Annotated in this window: 22 protein-coding genes; 15 read left to right on the top strand and 7 right to left on the bottom strand. The window is 71.0% G+C overall.

The window, feature by feature from the left end:
- Window positions 1–125 precede the first annotated feature (125 nt).
- Both solA and LX83_RS00775 read left to right on the top strand, forming a co-directional pair.
- Window positions 126–1265: an N-methyl-L-tryptophan oxidase gene (gene solA, locus LX83_RS00780; protein WP_253765832.1), complete on the top strand. Its 1140-nt coding sequence runs from the start codon at window positions 126–128 to the stop codon at window positions 1263–1265.
- Window positions 1266–1325: 60 nt separating this feature from the next.
- Window positions 1326–1832 (top strand): flavin reductase family protein, encoded by a 507-nt coding sequence (locus LX83_RS00775; RefSeq protein ID WP_253765830.1) that lies wholly within the window; start codon window positions 1326–1328, stop codon window positions 1830–1832.
- Window positions 1833–2008: 176 nt separating this feature from the next.
- On the opposite strand, the gene LX83_RS00770 is transcribed toward LX83_RS00775, so the two are convergent.
- Both LX83_RS00770 and LX83_RS00765 read right to left on the bottom strand, forming a co-directional pair.
- On the bottom strand, window positions 2009–2788 hold the full coding sequence (locus LX83_RS00770; protein WP_253765828.1) for a tyrosine-protein phosphatase: 780 nt from the start codon (window positions 2786–2788) through the stop codon (window positions 2009–2011).
- Between the two features lie 3 nt (window positions 2789–2791).
- Entirely contained in the window at window positions 2792–5395 is a 2604-nt protein-coding gene (locus LX83_RS00765) for a PEP/pyruvate-binding domain-containing protein (RefSeq protein WP_253765826.1), read from the bottom strand.
- A gap of 79 nt (window positions 5396–5474) precedes the next feature.
- On the opposite strand from LX83_RS00765, the gene LX83_RS00760 reads away from it, so the two are divergent.
- The 3 genes from LX83_RS00760 (at window position 5475) to LX83_RS00750 (ending at window position 7664) form a co-directional block, all read left to right on the top strand.
- Window positions 5475–5891 (top strand): MerR family transcriptional regulator, encoded by a 417-nt coding sequence (locus LX83_RS00760; RefSeq protein ID WP_308203885.1) that lies wholly within the window; start codon window positions 5475–5477, stop codon window positions 5889–5891.
- Window positions 5892–5924: 33 nt separating this feature from the next.
- Window positions 5925–6677 carry a metal-dependent transcriptional regulator gene (locus LX83_RS00755; RefSeq protein WP_253765821.1) on the top strand — a complete coding sequence of 251 codons (753 nt, stop codon included), beginning with the start codon at window positions 5925–5927 and terminating at the stop codon, window positions 6675–6677.
- Between the two features lie 249 nt (window positions 6678–6926).
- A complete protein-coding gene (locus tag LX83_RS00750) occupies window positions 6927–7664 on the top strand; it encodes a FadR/GntR family transcriptional regulator (protein WP_301327397.1) in 738 nt (245 codons plus the stop codon).
- Between the two features lie 49 nt (window positions 7665–7713).
- Here LX83_RS00750 and asnB read toward each other — a convergent pair whose 3' ends face one another.
- Genes asnB through LX83_RS00730 form a run of 4 tightly spaced genes read right to left on the bottom strand, consistent with a single transcriptional unit; the run spans window position 7714 to window position 12448 of the window.
- On the bottom strand, window positions 7714–9555 hold the full coding sequence (asnB, locus tag LX83_RS00745) for an asparagine synthase (glutamine-hydrolyzing) (RefSeq protein ID WP_253765817.1): 1842 nt from the start codon (window positions 9553–9555) through the stop codon (window positions 7714–7716).
- A gap of 11 nt (window positions 9556–9566) precedes the next feature.
- A complete protein-coding gene (locus LX83_RS00740; RefSeq protein WP_253765815.1) occupies window positions 9567–10196 on the bottom strand; it encodes a mycothiol-dependent nitroreductase Rv2466c family protein in 630 nt (209 codons plus the stop codon).
- Window positions 10197–10223: 27 nt separating this feature from the next.
- Entirely contained in the window at window positions 10224–11423 is a 1200-nt protein-coding gene (gene epsC, locus LX83_RS00735; RefSeq protein ID WP_253765812.1) for a serine O-acetyltransferase EpsC, read from the bottom strand.
- A complete protein-coding gene (locus tag LX83_RS00730; RefSeq protein ID WP_253765810.1) occupies window positions 11423–12448 on the bottom strand; it encodes a pyridoxal-phosphate dependent enzyme in 1026 nt (341 codons plus the stop codon). Before LX83_RS00730 ends, epsC begins: the two co-directional genes overlap by 1 nt.
- Window positions 12449–12450: 2 nt before the next feature.
- On the opposite strand from LX83_RS00730, the gene LX83_RS00725 reads away from it, so the two are divergent.
- Window positions 12451–12606 (top strand): hypothetical protein, encoded by a 156-nt coding sequence (locus LX83_RS00725; RefSeq protein WP_253765807.1) that lies wholly within the window; start codon window positions 12451–12453, stop codon window positions 12604–12606.
- 434 nt (window positions 12607–13040) lie between these two features.
- The gene (locus LX83_RS00720) at window positions 13041–15569 is read left to right on the top strand and encodes an SAM-dependent methyltransferase (RefSeq protein ID WP_253765806.1); all 2529 of its coding nucleotides are present in this window, start codon (window positions 13041–13043) and stop codon (window positions 15567–15569) included.
- Window positions 15570–15583: 14 nt separating this feature from the next.
- On the opposite strand, the gene LX83_RS00715 is transcribed toward LX83_RS00720, so the two are convergent.
- The gene (locus LX83_RS00715) at window positions 15584–16423 is read right to left on the bottom strand and encodes an ABC transporter substrate-binding protein (protein ID WP_253765804.1); all 840 of its coding nucleotides are present in this window, start codon (window positions 16421–16423) and stop codon (window positions 15584–15586) included.
- Window positions 16424–16828: 405 nt separating this feature from the next.
- On the opposite strand from LX83_RS00715, the gene LX83_RS00710 reads away from it, so the two are divergent.
- From LX83_RS00710 to LX83_RS00675, 8 genes are all read left to right on the top strand, one after another.
- Complete coding sequence (locus tag LX83_RS00710) at window positions 16829–18094, top strand: DegT/DnrJ/EryC1/StrS family aminotransferase (protein WP_301327396.1); 1266 nt, start codon at window positions 16829–16831, stop codon at window positions 18092–18094.
- Window positions 18095–18196: 102 nt separating this feature from the next.
- Window positions 18197–18379, top strand: coding sequence for a tautomerase family protein (locus LX83_RS00705; RefSeq protein ID WP_253765800.1), 183 nt, complete (start codon window positions 18197–18199; stop codon window positions 18377–18379).
- A gap of 42 nt (window positions 18380–18421) precedes the next feature.
- Window positions 18422–19483, top strand: coding sequence for an LLM class flavin-dependent oxidoreductase (locus LX83_RS00700; protein ID WP_253765798.1), 1062 nt, complete (start codon window positions 18422–18424; stop codon window positions 19481–19483).
- A 109-nt stretch (window positions 19484–19592) separates the two neighbouring features.
- On the top strand, window positions 19593–20720 hold the full coding sequence (locus LX83_RS00695) for a beta-ketoacyl-[acyl-carrier-protein] synthase family protein (protein WP_253765796.1): 1128 nt from the start codon (window positions 19593–19595) through the stop codon (window positions 20718–20720).
- Window positions 20717–21664: a beta-ketoacyl synthase N-terminal-like domain-containing protein gene (locus tag LX83_RS00690; protein ID WP_253765794.1), complete on the top strand. Its 948-nt coding sequence runs from the start codon at window positions 20717–20719 to the stop codon at window positions 21662–21664. Before LX83_RS00695 ends, LX83_RS00690 begins: the two co-directional genes overlap by 4 nt.
- 118 nt (window positions 21665–21782) lie before the next feature.
- Window positions 21783–22040 carry an acyl carrier protein gene (locus tag LX83_RS00685; RefSeq protein ID WP_253765792.1) on the top strand — a complete coding sequence of 86 codons (258 nt, stop codon included), beginning with the start codon at window positions 21783–21785 and terminating at the stop codon, window positions 22038–22040.
- Between the two features lie 3 nt (window positions 22041–22043).
- Complete coding sequence (locus LX83_RS00680; protein WP_308203884.1) at window positions 22044–23660, top strand: (2,3-dihydroxybenzoyl)adenylate synthase; 1617 nt, start codon at window positions 22044–22046, stop codon at window positions 23658–23660.
- A gap of 27 nt (window positions 23661–23687) precedes the next feature.
- Entirely contained in the window at window positions 23688–24953 is a 1266-nt protein-coding gene (locus LX83_RS00675) for an acyltransferase domain-containing protein (protein ID WP_253765791.1), read from the top strand.
- The last annotated feature ends 82 nt before the right edge of the window (window positions 24954–25035 follow it).

Here is a 25035-nt window from a genome sequence, read left to right as displayed (position 1 = left end):
TTGGCGGACGGAAAACTGTCGGTGTTGACGGACCGGCTGGCCTGCGCTGCCGTGCCAGCGGTTTGTTCCTGGCCGGCCCGGCGGCGAGCCGGGCGCGGCGACGCCGAACCGGGAAGAGGTGGCAGATGCCGGAATGGGACGCTGAGGTGGCGGTGGTCGGACTCGGCGCGTGGGGGGCGTCCGCGCTGTGGCGCCTGGCCAGCCGCGGCGTTGACGTGCTCGGGATCGAGCGCTACCAGCCGGGCCACGCCCTGGGGGCGTCCCACGGGGGCAGTCGCATGTTCCGGCTGACCTGCCTGGAGCACCCCGGTCTGGTGCCGCTGGCCCGGCGGTCGCTTGAGCTGTGGCGGGAACTGGAGTCGGACGCCGGCGAGACACTGCTGCACCAGGTCGGCGGGCTGTTGATCGGGCCGCCGGACGGGTCGGTCGCTGGCGGCACGCTGCGGGCCGCGGCCGAGCACGGCATCGAGGTGGAACGGCTCGGCTCCGCCGAGCTGCGCGAGCGGTTCCCCCAGCACGCCAACGTCCCCGACGGGCACATCGGGGTGTGGGAGCCCTCCGCGGGCATCCTGCGGCCGGAAGGGGCGGTGCGGGCCGCCGTCCGGGTCGCCGAGGCCGCGGGGGCGCGGGTCTACCGGGACACCGCGGTGAGCGCGCTGGAACTGGTGCCCGGCGGGGCCGTGGTGCGCACCTCGGCCCGGACCCTGCGGGTCCGCCAGGTGGTGGTGACGGTGGGCGCGTGGCTGTCCTCGCTGGTGCCGGGCCTGCCGATCGAGGTGCTGCGGATGCCGATCACCTGGTACCGCCCGGTCGGGGACCGGGCGCCGTTCGCGTTGGAGCGCTTCCCGGTGTTCATGCGGGAACGGGACAACGGGCTGATCGTGTGGGGCAGCGGCTGGGAGGGGCGGTACGACGTCAAGCTCGGCCTGGAGAACGCCGACGAGCACCGGCGGCCGTTGGACCCGGAGACCGACGACCGCTCGGTGGGCCCGGACGACTGGTCGAAGCTGAGCGCGGAGCTGGCCACCGCGATCCCCGGGCTGGAGCCGCTGCCGGCCAAGGTGGGGGTGTGCATGCTGGCGGAAACCCCGGACGGGCAGTTCGTGCTGGGCCGCCCCGGTGGCGACGCGCGGTTGCTGATCGCCGGCGGGTGCAACGCGCACGGGTTCAAGCACGCCTCGGGCATCGGGGAGGCGCTGGCCAGGTGGGTGACCGGTGAACCCGACTTCTGCGACCTCTCGTTCACCAACCCCGACAGGTTCTGATCCGCGGCGCGGCACCCCGGCGTATCTGTCCACACAGGACTTTTTGGAGAGGAGACTTCCATGAGCGCCAACAACGGCCAAGCCCTGCAGGAGAACTTCCGGAACGTCATGGCCAGGGTCTGCACGCCCGTCTCGGTGGTCACCGCGATCGTGGCGGACAAGCCGTACGGCACCACGGTCAGCGCGTTCGCGTCGCTGTCGCTCGACCCGCCGATGGTGTTGGTGTCGCTGGACCGGCGCTCCGAGTTGTTGGTGGCGATCCGCAAGACCCTTCGCTTCGGGGTCAACGTGCTGGGCAGTGCGCAGTCCCGGCTGGCCCGCAACTTCGCCCGCAAGGGCGGTCCCAGGAAGTTCGACGACGTGCCGTGGGCGCTCGACCTCGACGTGCCCCGGCTCCCCGGCATGGGCGGGTTTCTCGCCTGCCGGCTCGCGCGGCTCATCGAGGCCGGTGACCACCTCATCGTGCTGGGTGACGTGCTGGCCGCCGAGTCCGCGGCGGGCCTGCCGCTGACCTACCACGCCCGCGCGTTCGGCACCCACGTCGCGCTCGCCGAGGCGAACGCGTAACCACCGCCGATCCCTCCTCTCCCGCCGGGACCGTCCGCCCAGCCGTGCCGGCGCCGGGAGTGGCACCGACTGCGGCGGGGCGCTGGCGGCCCGGCCACCTGGCGGGAAGGGTGGCCGGGCCAGCTCGGATCAGGCGTCCCGCGCCGGTGCGGGCCACCACGGCACGGCTTCCGGGCTCAGCCGGTGCCGCGCGGGCTGCTGGGCGCGCCTGATTCGTCTGGTTGGGGTTCGTCTGGTTCGGGCCGGGGCTCGGTCAGTGCCTGCCGCAGCCGGGACACCGCGGCCTCGGAGATCCCGGCCTGCCTTGCCCATCCGGCGAAGCCGCCGTACCGCTGCTCCACCGCGTCCAGGAACGTCACGATCGCGGACTCGGTGCAGTGGAACAGCTCGTCGGGTAATCGGTAGGAGCGGAACCGCTCGATGATCGGCGGCATGTTCGGGCCCGACCGGAGGTAGTCGCTGATGATCGCCTCGCGGGTGGCACCGACCAGGCCGAGGACGAGCGCCGCCACGATCCCGGTGCGGTCCTTGCCGGACGCGCAGTGGACCACGGTCGGCCTGGGCAGCAGCCGGGCCAGCAGTTCGACGGCCTTCGGGAGGTTGCTGTCGTCGTCGAGGTGGTGGAGGTAGATGTCCGCCAGCCGCGGCCGGCTCGCGCTCTGCGAGTTCTGCACGCTCTGCAGCGGGATGTTCACGTAGCAGGTGTCGCCGTGCACCGGACCGCCCTCGGTGGCCGCCTCACTGGCGGTGCGCAGGTCGAGGATGCAGCGCACGCCCAGCTCCTCGAACAGCAGCTGCTCGTCGTGCGCGGTCAGGGCCTGGAGCGTGTCGCTGCGGAACAGCCTGCCTCGACGCAGGCGGGTCCCGTCAACGGTGGGCAGGCCACCGAGGTCGCGGAAGTTGAAGGCCCCGGTGAGCAGCGAGTCGGACGAACCGGTGACGGATCGCGCTGTCATGCCTCACCGCCCGACCGGCTCGGCCTGGACCAGCGGCTCGTCACTGCTGACGACGCCCGCCGACCCGTCCACGGTGATCACCTGTCCGGTGCGGATGAGCCGCGTGGCGTTGCTGACCCCGACGACCGCGGGAATCCCGTACTCGCGGGCGATGGTCGTGCCGTGCGAGATCATCCCGCCGGTCTCGGTGACCAGCGCCGCCGCGGTCAGGAACAGCGGCGTCCAGCCGGGGTCCGTGGTCGAGGCGACCAGGATCTCGCCCGGTTCCACGTGCGCGTCGTTGGGGTCGAACACCACCCGCGCCACGCCGGTCACCCGGCCCGCCGCCGCCGCCAGACCGGTCAGGCTGGAGCCGGACGCCGACCCCGCCGCGTTGACCTCCGGCGCGGTTCCGTCGGACAACAGGATCGAGGGAACGCGGGGCCGTCGCCGTTCCCGGTCGTAGACCGCCTGTCGCTCGGCCACCACCGCGCGGAAGTCCTGGCCGTCCAAGGCCGCGTCCACCTCGGTGAGGTCGAGGAACATGACGTCCTCGGCCCGGGACAGCACGTTCGCCGCCGCGAGGTCCGCGCCAACGGCCAGCAGCTGCGTGCGCAGTGCCTGGAAGCCGCGCATCAGGCAGAGCTTGGGGAACTCGCGCAGGCCGCGCAGCGCCCTGGACCGGCGCAGCAGGAACCGGGCCAGCCACCGCCTCGGCAGGCGGGACAGTGGGATCCGGCGGACGAGTTCGTCGATCTTCGCCTCCGCCGCGGCCGCGGCCGAGGCGAACCGCTGCTCCGCGTCCTGCTCCTGTCCGCTGGCCCGCAGGAAGTTGGCCAGCATCACGAAGATCGGTTCGGGGTCGTCCGACCAGCGGGGCACCCCGAAGTCGATCTCGGCGGTCGCGCGGCACCCGTAGGACGCCAGGAAGCTGGCCACACCGCTCTGCACCACCGCCGGCAGCGCGCCGGCCAGCTGCTTGGCGGCCAGCTCGTCCGGGGCCGTCTCCACCAGCAGGCGGCAGGCCTCGGCATCCTCGCGCACGCGCCTGGCCAGCCGCCACAGCTGCAGGTCCATCTCGGTGGTGGGGTTGTGCGGCACCCCGCCGAAGACGGTGGTGATCTCGGTCGCGGTGGCGTAGCCGCGGAGCAGGTTGGTGGCGTACTGCTGCGCCAGCCCGCCGGCGGTGTTGGCGTCGCGGGGGAGGTTCGCCTCGATCTGGCACACGTCGCGGCACACCGACTTCACGAACTCCAGCCGCTGCCTGGCCGTGGCCTTCGCCGGGCCGGTGAACCGGCTCAGCTGCCGCTCCGCCCCGCGGAACACCCGCTCACGCGACACGTTCGGCCACAGCAGGGCGGGAACCAGCCGCTCCCAGCGGCGCTTGCGCTTGGCCGGCGGCGCGTCCTGCGCCGATCCCGACGGCACCGACGGGAACCTCGGGTCCTCCCCGAGCTGGGTGACGATCTGCCCGGTTGGCGCGGCCAGACTGTCCACAAAGGCCGCCATCTTCGGGCGCTTGGCCGGACTGCGCACCCCGTCGGTGATGTCCCAGTAGAGCCACCCGTCGACGTCGATGATCTCCGAGGAGAAGCCGAGCGTGCCCATGTAGTGCTGCATGCCCCGCTGGCGCTGCCGCACCATGTACGCGCCCATCGGGGTGAACGGCTGGCTGATGCCCTGGTAGACGTTGACCGACCAGTACGCGTGCAGGCTCTGGTCACCCGGCTGCGGCACGGGGAACAGGGTGGTGATCGGACGGGACTGGGTGATCCAGAGTTCGCCGTCGCGGTCGATGGCCCACTCGACGTCCTGGGGCGCGCCGAAGTGCTTCTCCAGCGACTGGCCCAGGGCGCGCAGCTCGGCCAGCTGGGCGGCGGACAGGCAACCGTCGTCGGGCCCCTCGACGACCTGGCCGTCCGCCGCCAGCCGGTAGTGGTCCGGCGTGACCGTGCCGGACACGACTGCCTCGCCAAGCCCCGGTGTGGCCTCGACGAGCACCTCGGTGCGGTTGCCGGTCACCGGGTTGGCGGTGTAGAGCACCCCGGCGCACTGGGCGTCGACCATGCGCTGCACGATCACGGCAATGACGGGCAGCTCACCCCCGGTGTGGTGGGCGGCGCCGTACTGGGTCGCCCGCTCCGACCACAGCGAGGCCCAGCACTTGCGCAGGTTGGCGATCACCTCGTCGGCGCCGCGCACGTTGAGGTACGTGTCGTACTGGCCGGCGAAGCTGGCGTCGGGCAGGTCCTCCGCGGTGGAGGAGGAGCGCACCGCGACATCGGCCGGGTTGCGGCCGGACAGCTCCTGGTAGGCCAGCAGGACGGCGTCTTCGAGCGGTGCCGGGATCGGCGCGCGGAGCACGTGGTCCCGGAAGCGCTCGGCCACCTCCACCAGCCGGCCGGAGTCCGCCGCGGTGAGCGCGTCGAGTCCGGCCTGCGCGTCGTGCGCCAGGATTTCCCGGTAGGCCGATGTTGTGACGCAGAAACCGTCGGGCACGTGAAAGCCGGCCGAGAGCATTTCACCGAGGTTTGCCGCCTTGCCGCCCACCAGGCCTGCCATTGTGGAATTGACGGCGGCAAGGTCGAGCACCGCCGGCTCCCCGTGCGTCATCCCTTCGGTTGGCACGCTTTTACCTCCATCGACTTTGGGTAGCCTAAGCTTGCCTGCTCAACCTAGGTTGAGGTCAAATGTCCAGGTGGATTACGTGTCGATCCGAGAGGTCGCCGACCGCTTTGGCCTGCCGATCTCAACGCTGCACTACTGGGAGCGCCGCAACCTGATCCGCCCGCACCGGCGATCCGGCAGGCGCTACTACAGCCGCAACCAGGTCTACCGGATAGCCCTGATCCAGCTCTGGCGGGACACCGGGCAGCTGAGCCTCGACGAGATCGCCACAGTGCTCGCCGGCCGCACCGCCACACACGACTGGCGGGACACCGTGGCCGCGCGGGTGGAGGCGATCGGGGCCCAGATCACCAGGCTGACCACGGCCCGGACCTACCTGAGCCACCTGCTGGAGTGCCCGCAGGACAACGCGCTGGAGCAGTGCCCGCAGTTCCGGGCCACCGTGGCGGAAAAGGCTGACGTGGACGGACGGCGGGCGCCGAGCGGAAGAGCTTGACCTCAAGCCGGGTTGAGTTGTCAAGCTCGGGCCATGACCGCGCAGGGCCTGATCGACACCACCGAGATGTACCTCAAGTCCGCGTACGAGCTGGAAGAGGACGGTGTGGTGGCCATGCGCGCGCGCATCGCGGACCGGCTCGGCCAGAGCGCGCCGACCGTGAGCCAGACGGTGGCCCGGCTGCAGCGGGGCGGGCTGCTCCAGGTGCGGGAGGACCGGCGCCTGGAACTGTCCGTCCGCGGCCGGCAGCGGGCCGTGCGGGTGATGCGCAAGCACCGCCTCGCCGAGGTGCTGCTGTACACCGTCATCGGGCTGGACTGGCCGCAGCTGCACGTCGAGGCCTGCCGGTGGGAACACGTGATGTCCGACCAGGTCGAGCCGCACATCCTGCGGCTGTGCGGGTATCCGAGGTACTGCCCGTACGGCAACCCCATCCCCGGGCTGGCCGAGCTGGGCGTGACCGGGCCGGGGCCACGCGCGCCACGGCACATGCACACCGTGGCGGCGGCGGCCACCTCCGGCTGGGCGGCCGGTGTGGTGCACCGGATCAGCGAGCGGATCCAGGACGACGTCGCGTTCCTCAGCCGGGTGCACGCCGCCGGCATGCTGCCCGGCTCCCGCGTCACGCTCACGGCCCGGTCGGGCACGTGGTTCGAGCTGAGCAACGACATCGACACGCTCGTCCTGGACCGCCGCCAGGCGAACCTGATCGTGCTCAGCGGAGCGGCGGACACCGGCCGGACGGCCGAGGGGGCGCAGCGCCCTCGGTACGCGGCGATCAACTGAGCGCGCGCGGGGTGGATCCCGGGGGGCATCGGTCTGCCGGGGCCGAACGGGTGGCGGCACGATAACGAATAATCCACCCAAAGCCGGCGGGGTCTAAAAGAAAAGGACACGCTAAAGAAGCGTTACCGGAACGGGCGGTCGGGGCAATTTTAGAATAGCTGTCTTCTTTCAGGCAAGGACCGGAATTCCCCGGAGATGTCGTACAATCAGCAGGTCTGACGTCTTGGTTTGTGACAGGAGGACAGTCCTATGCCACTCCGGCTCGCCAGCACCGCCAGACTCGCGGACACCGTCGTTGAGCAGTTTGAGCAGCTGATCAGTAGTGGGGAATGGGCGGTGGGCAGCAGAATTCCACCGGAGCAGCAGTTGGTGGAACAGCTCGGCGTCGGGCGCAGCACGGTGCGGGAGGCGGTGCGGGCACTGGAACACGCCGGGCTGCTGGAGCCGCGCCGCGGCGACGGCACCTACGTCCGCGCCAGGCACGGCCTGTCCGCGGCGCTGGTCCGCCGCACCCGCGCCGCGGACACCCTCGAAGTGCTGGAGGTGCGCAACAGCATCGAGCGCTCCGCCGCCCGCTCCGCGGCCATGCGGCGCACCGACGAGGACCTGACTCGCATCTTCGACGCGCTCAACGCGCAGAACGCCGCGCGGGACAGTGGCGACAACAAGGCTTTCCTCGACGCTGACGCGGAGTTCCACCGGGCGGTGATCGCGGCGACGCACAACACCGTCCTGATGGAACTGTGGGAGGGGCTCAGCGACGCCCTGGCGGCGGGAGTGGCGACGGTGATGGCCGAGCTGACCAGGGACCACCTCTCCTTCCCGGGGCACGACGGGCTGGCCGAGGCGATCGCCGCCGGTGACGGCGACGGTGCCGAACGCGCCGTCGCCCGCCACATCGACGCCGCGGTCACCGTGCTCAGCCGCAGCAGCCAGAAGACCAGGAGGTCGGCGTCGGGAACGACCAGGCGGAGAACGAAGAAGTGAGCGTTCGCGGCCGGGGGGCCGCGAACGCCCACGCGTTCGTCCCGATCGGTCAGGACAGGTCGATCTGCGGTTGGTAGATGTCGAACCAGTGGTGCAGGTCCAGCACGCGGTCCAGCCCGTGTCTGGTCTCGCCGTGCAGCGTGGCGGCGTCGGCCTGCACCGCGTTCTGCAGCCAGGACCGGCTCACCAGGTCGAAGACCGGGCTGTCCGGTTCGGCCAGCACCTCCTTGGCCTGCTGCTGCAGTGCGACCGCGTAGCCCGGGTCCTGAGTGGACGGGTAGGGGCTTTTGACCCTGTCCCGCACCGAGTCGGGCAGCACGTGCTTGCTCGCGTGGCGCAGCAGGCTCTTCTCGCGCCCGTCGAAGTTCTTGAAGGACCAGGGGGTGTTGTAGACGTACTCGACCAACCGCTGGTCGCAGAACGGCACCCGCACCTCCAGGCCGACCGCCATGGACGTGCGGTCCTTGCGGTCCAGCAGCACCCGGACCCAGCGCGTCAGGTTCAGGTTGCAGATGACCCGCATGCGCCGCTCGAACTCGCTCTCCCCGTCCACGTGCTCGACGGCGGCGACCGCGGTGGCGTACTGGTCGGCCACGTAGGTCGGCACGTCGAGGTGTGCCCGGACGTCCGGACGCAGCAGCTCCTCCCGGTTGCTGGTGACCGCGTTGCGGAAGGCCAGCCAGGGGAACGTCTTGCCCTGGCGCGGGGCGTCCTCGAAGAACCAGCGGTAGCCGCCGAACACCTCGTCCGCGGCCTCGCCGGACAGGGCCACCGTCGACTTCCGGCGGATCGCCTTGAACAACAGGTACAGCGAGGTCTCCACGTCGCCGAGCCCGGAGGGCATGTCCCGTGCGGTGACGCAGGCGCGGCGCACCGCCGGATCGGTGAGGTGGTGGGGATCGAGCATCACGTCCTCGTGCTCGGTCCCGACGTGCGCCACCACGTCCCGGACGAACGGCGAGTCCGGGGTGTCCCGCATCTCGTCGGGCTGGAAGTGCTTCTCCTGCCCGACGTAGTCCACCGAGAAGGTGCGCAGCAGTTCACCCTGCTCGGCCAGTTCCGCCGCGGCCAGCCCGGTGACCGCACTGGAGTCCAGCCCACCGGAGAGCAGCACGCACCGGGGGACGTCCGCGACCAGTTGCCGGCGCACGATGTCGGTCAGCAGCTCGCGGACGGTGTCCACTGTGGTGTCCAGGTCGTCATCGTGCGGCTGCGCGGTCAGCTTCCAGTAGGTCCTGGTCTGGACGCCACCCCGGTGCACGGTGGTGATCGTGCCGGGTTCGACCTCGTACATGTCCTTCCACAGCGACCAGCCCGGCGCCTTGGTGTACCCGATCAGCTCCCGCAGCCCGTCCGCGTCGACCACCCGCCGCGCCAGCGGGTTGGCCAGGATCGCCTTGGGCTCCGAGCCGAACAGGACGCCGTCCGCGGTGGGGTAGTAGTAGAGCGGCTTGACCCCCATCCGGTCCCGGACCAGCAGCAGCTTCTCCTCGCGGTCGTCCCAGATCGCGAAGGCGTACATGCCGTTGAGGTGTTCGGCGAGTTCGGCGCCCCACTCCAGGTAGCCGCGCAGCACCACCTCGGTGTCGCTGTCGGTGTGGAACCGGTGGCCCCTGGCCCTGAGCTGGTCGCGCAGCTCGACGAAGTTGTAGACCTCGCCGCTGTACACCAGGCCGACCGGTCCGCGCGGGGTGTCCGCCGTCATTGGCTGCACCCCGCCGGGCAGGTCGATGACGGCGAGCCGGCGATGGCCGAACGCGGCGTGCCGCCGCAGCCAGACGCCGGACGCGTCAGGTCCTCGGCAGGCCATCGTCTCCGTCATCGCGTCGAGGACGCCTCGCTTGTTCGTCAGGTCGGCATCGAACGAGACCCAGCCCGTGATACCGCACATGAGGGCTCCTCTCAGTCGAACGCGGGTTCCGCGGTTCGAGTGCGCTTGAGTTCGAAGAAGTGCGGGTACCCGGACAGCAGCCGGGCACCGTCGAAGAGCTGGCCGGCCTGCTCGCCGCGGGGGATGCGGGACAGGACCGGGCCGAAGCAGGCGCTGCCGTTGATGCGCACGATGGGCGTGCCCACGTCCTCGCCGACCGAGCTGATGCCCGCGGTGTGGCTGTCCCGGATCTGCGCGTCCAGCGTCGCGTCGGCGCCGGCGGCGGAGAGTTCGGCGGGCAGGCCGACCTCGGCCAGCGCCGCCGCGGCCACGCGCGGGTAGTCCTCGTCACCGCCGTGGTGGATGCGGTTGCCCATCGCGGTGTAGAGCGGGTCCAGCACCTTCGCGCCGTGGTCGCGGACGGCGGCGACGGCGATGCGCGACAGGTGCCAGCCGTTGTCCATCATGACCTGGTACTTCTCCGGCAGTTCCCGGCCCTCGTTCAACACGGCCAGGCTCATCAGGTGGAACCGCAGGTCGATCTCGCGCACCTCGCGGACCTCCACCAGCCAGCGCGAGGTGACCCACGCCCACGGGCAGATCGGGTCGAACCACAGGTCGACCTCGACCGCCCCGCCCGGCGCGGCTGCGTCGTCTGTCATGTGTGACCTCCAGTGGGAAGCGAACCGTCACGCGTGCGCGGCCGGGGTGTAGGCGCCCTCTTTGCGTGCCGCGTCGAGCACCTCGGGGTAGATGACCGACTTCGGGCGGTCGCCGGCGACGATGACGAGCATCAGGCTCTCGGTGTCCTCACCGGTGTCGCTGGCGAGGTTGGTGAACCGGCGCTGCAGTCCGGCGGGAAGCGAGATGGTGTCGAGCGGGCCGAGGTCGACGTAGAGGTCGTCCTCGTCGTTGCAGCGGAACCGCCACCTGCCGCTCAGCGGGATGAACGTCTCGTTGGTGTCGTGGTTGTGCAGGATCGTGCCGTTGCCCGGCCGTGTCTTGATGAACGCGAGGTTGAAGCCCTCGGCGATGTCGATCGGCGCGTTCCCCGAACTCTTCGAGCCGATCGGGGAGATGATCTGCTCGTCGTTCGCGCCGCGGCGCTCCGGCGGGCGGAAGCCGATGACGTTGTACATCACCCGCGCGCACTGGGCCAGCGCGGTGTCCGGCGCGCCCCCGTCGGTGCCGACCAGCTCGTCGAACCGCGCCACGCGGGCCAGCAGCTCCTCCTGGCTCAGGCGGATGCTCTCCATGAGCTGTCTGCTCGTGGCCGAGAGCCGCGCCTTGCCGTTGCGGGCGCCGGCGTTGTGCTCGGTGAGTTCGCTGCTCATCACATCTCCCATGAATGTCGATCGCGTCGAGTTCGCATGCGGTCGTTGTCCGGTGGGAATGGGGTCAAGCACCAGGCTGTGCGCGGGAACCACGACGTCGTCGCCGATCCGAACCGGACCGAGCACTGTCGCCTTGGCACCGATCACCACCCGGTCGCCGATCACGGGGTGGCGGCCTTCGCCCGGGGGTCTGGCGTTGTCCCGCCAGAATCCCAGTGCGCCCAGGGTCACTTGTTGGTAGAGGGTCACGTCGTCGCCGATCACCGCGGTCTCGCCGATCACCACGCCCTGGCCGTGGTCGATGAAGAACCGCCGGCCGATCCGCGCACCGGGGTGGATCTCCACACCGGTGAGGATCTTCGCGACGTTGGACAGCAGCCGCGGTCCGATCCGGTGTCCCTGACGGGCCAGCCGGTGCGCGATCCGGTGCAGCCAGATCGCGGGGAGCGCGGGATGGCAGAGCGCCTCCAGGGGGGATCTGATCGACGGGTCGCGGGCCACCACGGTCGCGACGTCCTCACGCATCAGGAACAGCAACCGGCCGAGGACGTTCATCAAGTGTCCAGTTGCTCGGCTTTGGCCCAGTCCTCTTTGGTGCCCGCGTCAGCGAACAGGGTGACCACCAGCTGGTCGGGCCGCAGCGTCTCAGCGATCTTCTTGGCCGCCAGCCACGCCGCCGCCGAGGAGGAGCCGATGTAGGTGTTGGTCTGCCGCCGGTACTCCAGCATCGCCCGCAGGGCGTCCTCATAGGACACGTGGTAGTGGCTGGCGTTGGGCAGCAGGTTGTCCACGAAGGGCTGGCGCAGCCCGTTGCCGAAGCCGCCCGCCCCGGCGATGCGCGGCGATGCGTACGGCGCCCTCGGTGTCCCGTAGGGCATTTCCTGCGGGGTCACGCCGGTGACGCTCAGCTGCGGCGACACCTGGCGCAGCGCGCGGGCGACCCCGGCCAGGGTGCCGCCGGTGCCGATGGCACCCACCCACGCGTCCGGCACCTGCGAGCCGAGCTGCTCCAGGATCTCCCGACCGGTGCCGAACTCGTGCGCGGCGACGTTGGCCATGTTGCGGTGCTGGATCAGCGGGGTCAACATCTGGTCGCGGGCGACGATGCCCTCGCACAGCTTGATCATGCCGATCAGGCCGCCCGACGCGTCCGCCAGGTCGACCTCCGCGCCGGTCGCCCTGATCGCCTCCAGCAGGCTCGGCGGGATCGCCGTCGGCACCACCAGGCGCATCGGGATGCCGCTCAGCTCACCCAGCCCCGCCAGCGCCCGCGCCATGTTCCCGGCCGAGGCGTCGATGATCCGCAGCGGCTCCGGACCGGTGTGCGCGTTGATGGTGCGGCACAGCAGGGCGTAGGCGGTGCGGTCCTTCACCGAACCGAACGGGTTGGCGAACTCGTACTTGGCCACGATTCGGGCGCCGCCCGGCGGGCCGGGAACCTCTGCCAGCGGAGTCCACCCCAGTTTGTCGCGGAACGTGCGCAGTTCGGGATAGCGCGTCAACGGGATGGATTCGTCGGGTGGGTCGGCCAGTGGGGCGGTGATCGAGAGTTCGATCTCCGGCTGGTAGATGTTGGTCACGAATGTCTTCCTTCCACAGCTGGCTGGAAAACGGCGTGCTGATATCCGCTGGCATGAATGCGGTGGTGTTCGGTCGGATCTGGGCCGTTCGCCTGACCTGCCCGAATCCTGGCTGTGCGGTCGGCCTCGGATCGCTGATGTCGATCTCGGGCCGCTGACCAGGGGGCTGCCAATTCGGATCTGGTGTCCGTGCCTTGGCTCGCGGGAACAACCTCAGCATAACAACAGGTGTGCTGCTCTGTCGAACATCAGATGTGCAGACCAAAAATGTTGGTCTCATCGGGGGACGGAGCCCAGTTCCGCGTTGCCCCACCTGACCGAAATGCGCACATCGCGGGCTGACAACCCGATTGGCGGTTCCCCTGTCGAACCGCGTTTGCCTGTGCGAAAAACCCGTGCCGGCCGCGAGAACCGCGGAATCCGGAAAACGCGGGTGGGCGGCCCGCCGGACCGGCCGGGCACCGCCGGTGCCTCGCGGCGGCGGCCAGGCGGCGCCATCACGGAGTGAGATCGGCGTCACCCGAACAGAGCAGTTGACCTCAACCCGAGTTGAGCGCGCAAGGTAGCGGTGGTAAGGCGAACAGGAAGGTTCATGGTCACTTTTTCCTCGACTGCTCCCCGCTCCCGCCTGTCCCCGCAACACGACCGGCTCGTGCTGGCTCTGGCGAGCCTGAGTTCCTTCGTGGTGATCCTCGACGCGACGATCGTGTCGGTCGCACTGCCCAGCATCGGCGCCGAACTCGGCTTCGCGGCGTCGACACTGCCGTGGGTGGTGAACGCCTACACGCTGCTCTTCGCCGGATTCCTGCTGCTGGGCGGCAGATGCGCGGACGCGTTCGGCCAACGCGCGGTCCTGCTGGCCGGGCTGGCGCTGTTCACCGCGGCCAGCCTGGGCGGTGGGCTGGCCTGGTCGCCGGCCGTGCTGCTCGCCGCCCGCGCCGCCCAGGGCCTGGGGGGCGCGCTGCTGATCCCGGCCGCGCTGGCGCTGCTGACCGCGACCTTCGAGGAGGGCCCCAGACGGGCGCACGCGCTGAGCACGTGGAGTGCGGTGGGCGCGATCGGCGCGGCGTCCGGCCCGGTCGCCGGCGGTCTGCTCACCCAGGCCGTCGGGTGGCGCTGGGTGCTCTTCGTGAACGTGCCGGTCGGCCTGGTCGGGCTCGCCGGCGCCGCGCTCGTGCTCACCTCGGCGCCGCTCACCCGGGCGCGCCCCAGCCTGGACGTTGTCGGCGCGGTGCTCGCCACCGCCGGACTGCTCGGTGTGGTCTACGCGCTGATGGAGTCCGAGGCCGGCGGGTGGCACGACCCGACCGTGCCGGCCGGCCTGGTCGGCGGTGTGCTGCTGCTGGCCCTGTTCCTGGTGCACCAGGCCCGGTGGTCGGCCGATCCGCTGCTGCCGCTCTCGCTGTTCCGGTCACCCGCGGTGCGCGGCGCCAACCTGGTGATGTTCCTGCTGGGCCTCGGGTTCTTCGCCTGCCCGGTGCTGATCTCCTTCGTGCTCCAGTACGTGCACGGCTCCGGGCCGCTGGCCGCCGGGCTCGGCTTCCTGCCGACCGGGCTGGCGATGTTCGCCGGTGCCCGCCTGGCCGGCCCGCTGACCGTCCGGTTCGGACCGCGCCGGGCGGCGGTGTTCGGGTGCGGGCTCGGCGCGTTCGGTCTGGCCGCGATGGCCGTGCTGATCGACACCGGAAGTTCCTACCTGTGGTCGGTGGCGCTGCCCGGGGTGGTGTTCGGGTTCGGCACCGCGGCGGCGTTCACCCCGCTCACCGTGTCCGCCACGAGCGAGGTGGGCGGCGAGCGCGGCGGGGTGGCCGCGGCGGTGCTCAACACCGTTCGCCAGACCAGCGGTGCGGTCGGGCTCGCGTTGATCACGTCGGTCTCGGGTGCGCTGGCCGCGGGGTGGGCACGAGCGCATCCCGGTGCCGTGGCGGACGGTCCGGCCGCGCTCGCGCACGGCTACTCCGGCGCCTTCCTGCTCTCGGCCTGCTGCGTGGCCGGGGCCGCCGGGCTGGCCGCCGTCGCCATGCCGCGCCCGAACCGGCCGTTCACCCGGTCCGCCGGCGGTGGTGGCGCCAGTTCCCGGCACACCGGCGCGCTGCCCGGCCAGGTGGCCTTGCTGCTGCTCGACCCGGGCGGCCGTGAGGTGGTGCGGGTCAGCGCCGCCAAGGGGGCCGCCCGGCCGCCGGTGGGGCGACAGGTCGCGGTCGCCGTGCCGGGCCTTGCCCGGGCGACACCGCTGGCCGCGCTGGAGCGGACCCGGGTGGACGGGACCGAGCGCACCGGCCTGACCGCCTCGGGCGCGCCACCGCTTTCCGCCGTGCGGCTGTCCGACGACCAGCCCACCGGTGGGCCGTTCGCCGGCCTGCTGTTCGACCGGGTGGCCCGGTCGCTGAACACCAGCGGGTGCGAACGGTTCGCCCACGGGCACCACCTCCAGGAGCTGATCCCGTTGCTGCGCGAGCACATCGACTTCCGCACCCGCTACGTCGACGATCGGGTGCGCTGGGCCACCGACCTGCTGGGGATGAACCAGGTGGTGATCGTGGCCGCCGGGTTGGACACCCGCGCGGTGCGCCTGCTGCTGCCACCCCGGTGCGTCGTCTACGAACTGGACCTGCCCCAGGTGCTGGAGTTCAAGGACGCCGTGCTGGCCGGGCGCGAGCCGCTGCGTGGGGCGCGGCGTGTGCCGGTTGCCGTCGACCTGCGCGAGGACTTCTCGGAAGCGTTGCTGCGCCAGGGTTTCTGCACCCGGATGCCCAGTTGCTGGTTGATCGAGGGGCTGCTGATGTACCTGCCGCCCACCGACGCCGACCGGCTGCTGCGCACCGTCACCGGCCTCGCGGCGCCGGACAGCGTCCTGGTGCTCGACCACGCCTATCCCGAGGTGTTCCACCACCCCGACTTCGCGGCGGGGGTGCGGGTGCTGGCGGACAACGGGTTCGGGCTGTGCTCGGTGGTCGGCGGCCCGGAGGACTGGCTGGCGGGCTACGGCTGGGCGGCCGAGGTCGCCGATCCCGCCGACCTGGCAACCCAGTTCGCCCGCCCGGTCCCCGCCGTCCTCGACCCGTGCCTGCCGCACTCGCCCGCCTTCTGGTACGCCAGCGCCACGAGGACAGCACGATGAGGACGACCCGCCACTCATCGCAGTGCCTCGGCCAGCCGGGGCACGATGTGGTCGGCCGTGTGGTTGATGGACAGCACCGAGGGAAAGGCCAGCGCCTGGGCTTCGACGCTGTCGAGTGCGACATAACCACCGCGCCGCACCGAGTTCAGCTCGCCGAACAGGGCGGTGGCCTCGAACGCCTGGCGGTGCACTGCCGATCCGTAGCTGACCAGGGTGAGGTCGGCGTCGATCACGTCGAGGTTCTCCTGGCTGACCGTGGCGATGCCCAGGGTGCCCGACGTGGGCAGGGCGAGCACCCGAGGCGAGAGCTGGAGACCGAACTGCGCGAGCGAGGACACGAGCACGTCGTTCGGATCGCTCTTGGTGTGGATCTGCCCACTCTCCGAGACGGAGCTGACGGTGAAGGTCTTGCCTGGCAGGGGCGAGGCGTCCCGCACCTGGCTGATCTTGCGCTCGGTCTCGGTGATGCGCTGCTGGGCCTGGTCGTCCCGGCCGAGCGCGTGTCCCACCCGGCGCGTGGTGTCCTGCCAGCGGTCGAGGTTGGGACCGGTCGCGTAGGAGAGCAGCGGTGCGATCGCGGCGAGGGTGGCGTGGTGCTCGTCGAGTTTGTAGTCGTTGATGGCGAGGATGAGATCGGGGTTGAAGCTGGCGATGCGTTCGAACGGCACACCACCGTCCACTGTGAACTGTTCGGGGCGGGTGCCGCCGAAGGCGGCCTCGGTCCAGGGCTGGAACCCGCTCGGTGTCGACGAGACCCGGGGTACCGCGACCGGCACGACGCCGAGTGCCACGGCGGTGTCGGTGTCCACGCCGTAGCCCACCGTCACCACGCGCTCCGGCCGGTGGGACAGCACCGTGTTACCGAACTTCCCCTCAACGGTAACGGAAAACTCCGCCTCGTCGAACTGTTGAGTTACGCCGTTTCGACCACAGCCACCGAGTGCGAAGACACCCAAGCCGACTACTCCGACAGCAAGCATGCGGCGTCGGGAGAATTGGTGCCCTACTGCGTTCTTCTGCGTCATCGCGCACTCCAGATCTTCCTTGGCGCGGAGGTGGTGGCCTACCGGTCCTGACAGGGTGAACAAAGCGGGTCCCACTTTGCCGTAAACGCGGGGTGTTGCGCTAGCCAGACGTCTGCTGTTACGTTGACTGCTGTCCGACCTGGGCGAGTTTGCTCAGATGAGTGGTCATCGATACAGCGGTGTTGCGTGATGCTCCGAATGCTGTAATCCCCGATTAAACTTTGGGGTACCTCCATGAACAGCAACAGCGGCAGTCTGAAAACCATCTACCAAATCCCTGGGACGCGTCGAGGTTCACTGGTCGACGATGATGATCTGGCGGTGCTGAAGGATGTCATCTACGACGACCTGGCGTTGAGTGCAGGTCCCTGGAGAGACCGGTTCGAACAGCAGTTCCGCAAACACATCGGTACCCGGTACGCCATCTCGGTGACCAGTGGAACGGTGGCGCTGGAAATCGCCATCCGATTGCTCGACCTCAAACCGGGTGACGAAGTGGTGGTCACCCCGCAGACATTCCAGGCGTCAATTCAACCGCTGCTCGACACGCCGGCGGTGGTGAAGTTCTGCGACATCGACCCCACCACGCTGAACCTGGACCCGGTCCAGCTCCGCGCGCTGCTCACGCCCCGGACCAGGGCCGTCATCCTGGTGCACTACGGCGGCAACCCCGCGGCGATGCAGGAGATCTGCGAGCTGGCCGCGCGCTACGACGCGGTGGTGATCGAGGACTGCGCCCACGCCCTCGGCGCCAGCTACCAGGGCAGACGTCCCGGCTCCCTGGGTGACATCGGCTGCTTCAGCTTCCACTCGTCGAAGAACATCACCACCCTCGGCGAGGGCGGGATGATCACGCTCAACCGGTCCGACTGGGCGGCGCGGGCGGACCGGATCCGCTCCAACGAGGTGGACCGGACCCCGGGCCCGGCCAGCACCGCGCTCGGCGCGCCGCCGGACACGCTGCCGTGGATGAAGTACGCCGACACGATCTACCACGAGTCGCACACCACGATCATGGGTGCCGGCACCAACGCCACGCTGTCCGAGGTCGCCTGCGCCGCCGGCACCGTGCAGTTGCGGAAGCTGCCCAGGCTGGTGCGCCGGCGCCGGCAGATCGCGGCCCGGCTGACCGACGTGCTCCGCGGGTACCCGCAGATCCGGCTGCCCAGGGTCGCGCCGGGCAACGAGCACGCCTACCACCTGTTCACGTTCTTCGTCAGCGACGGCGCCGAGGCGCGGCACGCCCTGGTCACCGCGCTCGACCGGCGCGGCGTCGAGGTTCAGCTCCGCTATTTCCCGCTGCACCTGACCCCCGAATGGCAGTCGCGCGGGCACGGACCGGGGGAATGCCCGGAATCCGAACGACTGTGGTTCTCTGAACATATGAACATCCCTTGCTATCCCACGTTGACCGATACGCAGGTCTCCCTTCTCTGCTCCGCCCTGCAGGGCAGTCTCAACGAGGTGTTCGGCCGCCGCGCGGTGTTGAGCCACAGTTGATTGCCGACGCGCTCCCGCCGACCGCGCGCTGACCACCCAGCGCATTCGCTCGAAATTCGGAAACAACCGAGAACGGTGGGTTTTCCCATGCCCTTTGTCACTGTGCAGATCCTGGAGAGCCGGCTCACCGAGGAAACCGAGCCGGAACTGATCTCGGCCGTCACCGACGCGGTCGTGCGCACCTTCGGTGAGGAGATCCGGGAATCGGTCTGGGTGGTCCTGGAGCCGGTGCCGGCCCATCGCTGGGGGGTTGCCGGAAAAGGTGTGGCACCGCGTCCCAGTTGACGGCCGGTGAACCCGAGATGTTCTCTTCGCCAAGGAGCGGTGATGGAATTCGGACTGAACTTCTTCCCGGTCTTCGCGCCGGAGCGCAAATCCGCGCGTGACTACTACCGAGAGGTCATCGACCTGGCTGAACGGGCCGACCGGCACGGCTTCGAACACGTGCAGACGGTGGAGCACTACGGGTCGCCCTACGGCGGCTACAGCCCCGACCCGGTGATCCTGCTGACCGCGCTGGCCGCCAGGACCGAGCGAATCAGGATCACCACCGGCGCGGTGATCCCCGCGTTCGCCCACCCGATCAAGCTGGCCGGCCGGCTGGCGATGCTCGACCACATCTCCGACGGTCGGCTGGACGTGGGCTTCGGGCGGGGCTTCCTGCCCGACGAGTTCGAGTGGTTCGGCGTGCCCATGGAGGAGAGCCGGCGGCGGTTCGACGAGGGGCTGCTCGCCTGCCAGCGGCTGTGGTCCGAAGAGGACGTCAAGTTCGAGGGGGAGTTCCACCGCTTCGGGCCGATCACCCTGCTGCCGAGGCCACTGCAGCAGCCCCACCCCCCGATCTTCGTCGCGTCGGCGTCGAGCCCGGAGTCCTGCGCCGCCGCCGGAGCGGCCGGGCACAACCTCCAGGTGGTGCCGACCATCGTCAGCCACGAGACGCTGCTGGAGATGCTCGACGCCTACCGGGGTGCCTACCGCGCGGCGGGCAGCCCGGCCGGCGGCGGGCGCATCCAGGTCAAGTACACCTGCTACCTGGCCGACGACCGGGCGACCGCCCTGGAGCGCGGTGCGGTGTTCGAGCAGAACTACATCGACCAGATGGCCGGGGCGATCGCCTCGTGGGCGTCCACCACCTCGTCGGCCTACCAGGGCTACGAGAAGCTGGTCGACAAGGTCCGCAAGTACGACTTCGCCCGCTCGCTGGCCGACCACAAGGTGCTGGCGGGCACACCGGCCGAGGTCACCGAGCAACTGGAGTGGGTTCGGGAGAACTGCGGTGCCGACCTCACGGTGAGCCTCCAGCTGAACCCGGGCTACCTGGAGCACGAGCACAGCGTGCGCGCACTGGAGCTGTTCGCCGCCGAGGTCGCGCCTCGGTTCACCGCCTGAGCGCGGCCGACCGGGCCACGGGCCGTCCGCCGTCCCGGCTGTGCGGACCACCCCGCCGCACGGGGTTGTCCGCCGCCAGCCGTCCGCGAAACCGCTTGGGAGGACCGTTGTGACGTTGGATATCACCGGGCTCGGCGCGATCGCCGCGATCGGCACCAGCCCGGAAGAGATCCATGACGCGCTGTGCCGCAGCCGCAGCGGGTTGGCCCCGCTGCGGGTCTTCGACCAGAGCAAGTACCGCTCGCACCTGGCCTACGAGATCGACGACCGGACCGAGCCCGGCCGCGACGAGCCGAGGCGGGCGACCCGCTGGCTGCTCCACGCGGTCGAGCAGGCGCTCACCGACGCCGGCCTGCTCGACACGGCCGCGCGGTACCCGGTGCTGGTCGGTACCACCCACCGGGAACAGCGTTCGGTGGAACTGTGGTGGCGCGGTGACGCCCCGGTGGGCTTCGCCGACCTCCACTTCGGCACCGCGCTGCGCGAGCGGTTCGACGTCGTCAACACCTTCACCTTCGCCAACGCGTGCGCGGCGTCGCTGTACACGCTGGGGCTGGCGGCCGACATGATCGACAACGACATGGCCGATACCGTGGTGGTCGCCGGAACCGACTCGATGACCGAGGCGACCTTCGGCATCTTCGACCGCGTGCAGGGCGGGGTCCCCAGCGAGGTGCGGTCCTTCGCCAGGCAGCGGCACGGGATGATGATGGGGGAGGGCGCGGTCGCGGTGGTGCTGCGGCGCGCCGGACACGGCACCCCGAGCCACGCGCGGCTGCGCGGCGTCGGTATGAACTGCGACGCGGTGCACCCCACGGTGCCCGACGCGGAAAGCGTTGTCCGGGTGGTGCGCGAGGCGCACAGCCGCGCCGGTGTCCACCCCGGCGACATCGACCTGGTGATGCTGCACGGCACCGGGACCGTGCTCAACGACCGGGTCGAGGCGGGCATGCTGCACGAGGTCTTCGCCGGTGCCAAGCCGATGCTGACCGCGATCAAGTCGATGACCGGGCACACCCTCGGCGGTTCCGGTCTGCTGAGCCTGGTCATGGCGGTGCTGTCGATGCGGCGCGGCACGGTGCCGCCGATCCACGGGCTGACCGATCCCATGGAGGAGGCGGACGGTCTGGACCTGGTGCGCGACCAGGCCCGGCCCGCGGAGGTGCGCACCGCCCAGGTCGACGCGTTCGGGCTGAGCGGGATCAACGCCGTCGCCGTGCTGGAGGCCGCGCCGTGACCGGCCGACAGGTGGTGGCGACCGGCGTCGGACTCGCCGTGGACGGCCTGCGCGGCCCCGCCGATCTGCTCACGCCCTACCAGCGCCACCCCGGTGGGTTCGATCCCGACACCGGCCTGCGGGGCAAGCGGATGCGGCACCGGGACAGGGCGTCCAGGCTCGCCTCCCTGGCGGCGGACGCGGCACTGGACGACGCCGGGCTCCGGTCGGCGGAGGGCGCCTTCCTGGGCACGCCAACCCGGACGGCGACCGTGGTCAGCACCAACCTCGGCAACCTGGACAGTGTCTGCTCGTTCGTGACGACCATCGACGAGCAGTCCGCGCTCGCGCTGAACTCCACCGAACTGCCCAACACGTCCAGCAATGTCACGGCCGGGTGGCTGGCCATCGAACACGGGCTGCGGGCACCGAACCTGACCCTGTCCAACGGCGCGACCAGCGGCCTGGACGCGCTGCACTGGGCCCGCACGCTCATCGCCACCGGGCGGGCCGACGCCGCCGTGGTCACCGGGGTGGAACCGGACAACGAGTACGTCCGCAGGCTGCACCGGGACAACGACGAGCGGTCGTGGCCGGACGCCGCGGCAGCGGTCGTGCTGGAATCCGCCGACCACGCCGAGCGGCGCGGCGCGCGGGCACGCCTGGTGCTGGGGCCCTACCAGCGCGCGACCAGTGCCGACGCGGCGCTTCGCGCGGTGCTGCCGGCGCAGTCCGCGGCCGGCCAGTTGCTGGCCGAACCAGCTCTCGCGGCCGACCGACCCGTGCTCGACCTGGCCAGCTGGGCCGGCCGGCAGTCCGGTGCGCTGGGGGTGTTGCAGTGCGTCGCCGCCGCGGCCGGACTCGACGACCCCGAGGGCGTGGCGGTCGCGGTGTCCTGTCAGCTGCCGGACGCCGCCGTGGCCGCGATGGCCTTCCACGGGCCCGCACCAGTGCGTGCTCACTGACCGGGCCCCACCGACCGAAACTCACCGACCGAAACTCACCGACCGGGACTCGCTGAGCGGGGCTCGCTGAACCGTGCCCATGAACGGGGCTCACCGACGAAGAAGGGAGACGAGCAACATGCCGGACAACGCGCTGGGCACGCCCGACCGGGAGGAACTGCGCGCACTGGTCGCCCGGGTGCTCGAGGTGGACGTCGCGGACGTGACCGACCAGGCGAACTTCACCCAGGACCTGGGTGCCGACTCGCTGATGATGCTGGAGGTCGCCGCCGGGATCACCAAGCGCTTCGGCATCCGGGTCAGTGACGCCGCGGTCAACGAGGTCGGCTCGCTCACCGAACTGCACGAACTCGTGCTGGCCGCACAGAAGGGCTGAACCGTGGTGGTCGCGCAGGACTGGGTGAACTGGCCGCCGGAGCTGGCCGAACGCTATCGCGGAGCCGGACACTGGCAGGGCCTGACCTTCGGCGAGCAGCTGGCGCGGTGGGCGGTCAGCTATGCCGGGCGCACCGCGCTGGTGGACGGCGGCCGCAGGTGGACCTATGCCGAACTGGACGTCGCCGTGCAGCGGCTGTGCACCGGACTGGCCCGGCTGGGCATCCGGCGCGGCGACCGGGTGATCCTGCAGCTGCCGAACCGCGCGGAGTTCGTGCTGTCGTGGTTCGCACTGGTGCGCCTGGGCGCGGTGCCGGTGCACGCGATGCCCGCGCACCGCCGCAGCGAGATCACCCACCTGGCGCGGCTCGCCGACGTGGCCGGCTACCTCGTCGCCGACCAGTACGGCCACTTCGACTACCGGGAACTCGCCGCGCAGGTCCAGCAGGACACCGGACTGCGGCACGTGATCGTGGCCGGCGACCCGGGTGAGCACACCGGGTTCGTCGCGCTGGCCGAGCTGATGGCCGCCGACCCGGAGCCGGGCCCGGCGGACCCACCGGCCGCCGACGACCTCGCGCTGCTGCTGCTCTCCGGCGGCACCACCGGCATGCCGAAGCTGGTGCCGCGCACCCACGACGACTACAGCTACAACGCGCGGCGGGCGGCCGAGGTCTGCGAGCTGACCGAGGAGTCGGTGTACCTGGCCGTGCTGCCCATCGCGTTCAACTACACCATGAGCTGCCCGGGGATGCTGGGCGTGCTCCAGGTCGGCGGCAAGGTCGTGCTCGCGCCCGCGCCGGGCCCGCAGACCGCGTTCGAGCTGATCGAGCGGGAAGGCGTGACCATCGCCGCGATCAACCCGCCGCTGGTGCCGCACTGGCTGGCGGAGGCCGAACGCGGCGAGGCCGACCTGTCCAGCCTGCGGGTGCTCCAGGTCGGCAGCGCCCGGCTGGCCGACGACCTGGCCGCGGTGGTCACCAAGAAACTCGACTGCCGGCTGCAGCAGGTGTTCGGCATGGCCGAGGGCCTGCTGTGCCTGACCCGGCTCGACGACCCGGACGACCTGGTGCACACCACGCAGGGCGTACCGATCTCGCCCGACGACGAGCTGCGCGTGGTCGACCCGCAGGACCAGGAGGTCCCGCTCGGCCAGACCGGGGAACTGCTCACCCGCGGCCCGTACACCCTGCGTGGCTACTACCGCGCGGCCGAGCACAACCAGCGGGCCTTCACCGCCGACGGGTTCTACCGCACCGGCGATTTGGTGCGGCTGACCCCGACCGGTCACGTCATCGTGGTCGGCCGGGCCAAGGACCAGATCAACCGCGGCGGCCAGAAGATCGACGCCACCGAGGTCGAGGGCCACCTGCTGGCCCTGCCCGGGGTGGTCTCGGCGGCACTGGTGGCCGAACCCGACCCGGTGCTCGGTGAGCGCTCGGTGGCGTTCCTGACCTGCACCGGCGACGCACCCGACGCGAAGGCGCTCACCGTGTTCTTCCGCGACCGGGGCGTGGCTGCCTACAAGGTGCCGGACCGGCTGCTGGTCGTCGACGCGATGCCGCTGACCGCGGTCGGCAAGGTGGACAAGAAGACGCTCAAGCACCAGTACCTGGGCTGACACCACCGCGTGGGAAGGGGAGCACCCGTGCCGAACCTCCTGTTTCCGATCTCCGCGACGGCAACCGCCGAACTGCACGCGGTCGCGGCCAGGTTGGCCGACGAGGTCGACGAACAGGCCCGGCCACTGCCCGCGCTCGCCGCGGAGCTGAGCGCGCGCGAACACCTGCCGGTCCGGGCCGTGGTGGTGGCCGAGGACCACGGGCAGCTGGCGGCCCGGCTGCGGTCCGTCGCGGAGGACCAGCCGGGCACCGGCGCGGCGGTTGGCGCGGTGGGCCCGTCCACCGCACCGGTGTGGGTGTTCTCCGGGCACGGCTCGCAGTGGGCGGGCATGGGCGCTGCCCTGCTCGCCAGCGAGCCGGTCTTCGCCGACCAGATCGACCTGCTGGAACCGCTCGTGGCCGCCGAGGCCGGGTTCTCCCTGCGGGAGGTGCTGTCCGGGCCGGCGGCGGTCACCGACGTCGCCCAGGTGCAGCCGACGCTGTTCGCCATGCAGGTGGCGTTGGCCGCGACCTGGCGCGCCTACGGTCCGGAACCCGCCGCGGTGATCGGCCACTCCATGGGCGAGATCGCCGCGGCGGTGGCCGTCGGCGCGCTGAGCCACGCCGACGGCGCCAGGGCCATCTGCCGCCGCTCCGCGCTGATGCGGCGGATCGCCGGCGCCGGGGCCATGGCCATGGTCGCGCTGTCCGAGCAGGAGGTCCGCGCCGACCTCGCCGAGCACGGCCACGGCGGCGTGTCGATCGCCGCCCTGTCCGGACCGACCTCCACGGTGATCGCCGGGGAACCGGGACAGGTCAGCGCGCTGGTGGCCGCCTGGGAGGCGCGCGAGCTGATGGCCAGGACGGTCAAGGTCGAGGTGGCGTCCCACTCACCCCAGGTGGAGCCGATCCTGCCGGAACTGGCCGCCGCGCTGGCCACCCTCCGGCCGGCCCGGCCCCGGGTCCGGTTCTACTCGACCGTGCTGGACGACCCCCGGGCGCAGCCCGCCCTGGACGCCGGTTACTGGACGAGCAACCTGCGCCGTCCGGTCCGGTTCGCCAGCGCGGTGAACGCGGCACTGGCCGACGGGCACCGGCTCTTCGTGGAGGTGTCGCCGCACCCGCTGCTCACCCACGCGCTGCGGGAGAACGCCGAGCACGCCGGCCTGTCGGCGACGGTGCTCTCCACCGTGCGCCGGGGCGGTGATGCGGCGCTGCGGTTCCGCACCCAGCTCGGCGCCCTGCACTGCGCCGGTGCGCCGCTGAACTGGCCGCTCGTCCAGGGCACCGCCGTGGCCGGAGCCCCGCGCTGAGGCCCCGCGGTGCGGCCCCGCGGTGCGGCCAGCGGCGGTGACCAGCGCCACGCACCACGCGTGTCCGGTGCGTCACGTCGAC

This window comes from Goodfellowiella coeruleoviolacea (genome assembly GCF_024171785.1).
Classification (GTDB): domain Bacteria; phylum Actinomycetota; class Actinomycetes; order Mycobacteriales; family Pseudonocardiaceae; genus Goodfellowiella; species Goodfellowiella coeruleoviolacea.
The sequence above is the reverse complement of the archived record's forward strand: the minus strand, read 5'-3'. Positions and strand labels throughout refer to the sequence as shown.

What these genes read in the sequence shown, in the direction of transcription:
- solA (WP_253765832.1), top strand. Translation starts at nt 126, where the DNA reads ATGCCGGAATGGGACGCTGAGGTGGCGGTGGTCGGACTCGGCGCGTGG.
- LX83_RS00775 (WP_253765830.1), top strand. Translation starts at nt 1,326, where the DNA reads ATGAGCGCCAACAACGGCCAAGCCCTGCAGGAGAACTTCCGGAACGTC.
- LX83_RS00770 (WP_253765828.1), bottom strand. Translation starts at nt 2,788, where the DNA reads ATGACAGCGCGATCCGTCACCGGTTCGTCCGACTCGCTGCTCACCGGG.
- LX83_RS00755 (WP_253765821.1), top strand. Translation starts at nt 5,925, where the DNA reads ATGACCGCGCAGGGCCTGATCGACACCACCGAGATGTACCTCAAGTCC.
- LX83_RS00750 (WP_301327397.1), top strand. Translation starts at nt 6,927, where the DNA reads ATGCCACTCCGGCTCGCCAGCACCGCCAGACTCGCGGACACCGTCGTT.
- asnB (WP_253765817.1), bottom strand. Translation starts at nt 9,555, where the DNA reads ATGTGCGGTATCACGGGCTGGGTCTCGTTCGATGCCGACCTGACGAAC.
- LX83_RS00740 (WP_253765815.1), bottom strand. Translation starts at nt 10,196, where the DNA reads ATGACAGACGACGCAGCCGCGCCGGGCGGGGCGGTCGAGGTCGACCTG.
- epsC (WP_253765812.1), bottom strand. Translation starts at nt 11,423, where the DNA reads ATGAACGTCCTCGGCCGGTTGCTGTTCCTGATGCGTGAGGACGTCGCG.
- LX83_RS00725 (WP_253765807.1), top strand. Translation starts at nt 12,451, where the DNA reads ATGTCTTCCTTCCACAGCTGGCTGGAAAACGGCGTGCTGATATCCGCT.
- LX83_RS00720 (WP_253765806.1), top strand. Translation starts at nt 13,041, where the DNA reads ATGGTCACTTTTTCCTCGACTGCTCCCCGCTCCCGCCTGTCCCCGCAA.
- LX83_RS00710 (WP_301327396.1), top strand. Translation starts at nt 16,829, where the DNA reads ATGAACAGCAACAGCGGCAGTCTGAAAACCATCTACCAAATCCCTGGG.
- LX83_RS00700 (WP_253765798.1), top strand. Translation starts at nt 18,422, where the DNA reads ATGGAATTCGGACTGAACTTCTTCCCGGTCTTCGCGCCGGAGCGCAAA.
- LX83_RS00685 (WP_253765792.1), top strand. Translation starts at nt 21,783, where the DNA reads ATGCCGGACAACGCGCTGGGCACGCCCGACCGGGAGGAACTGCGCGCA.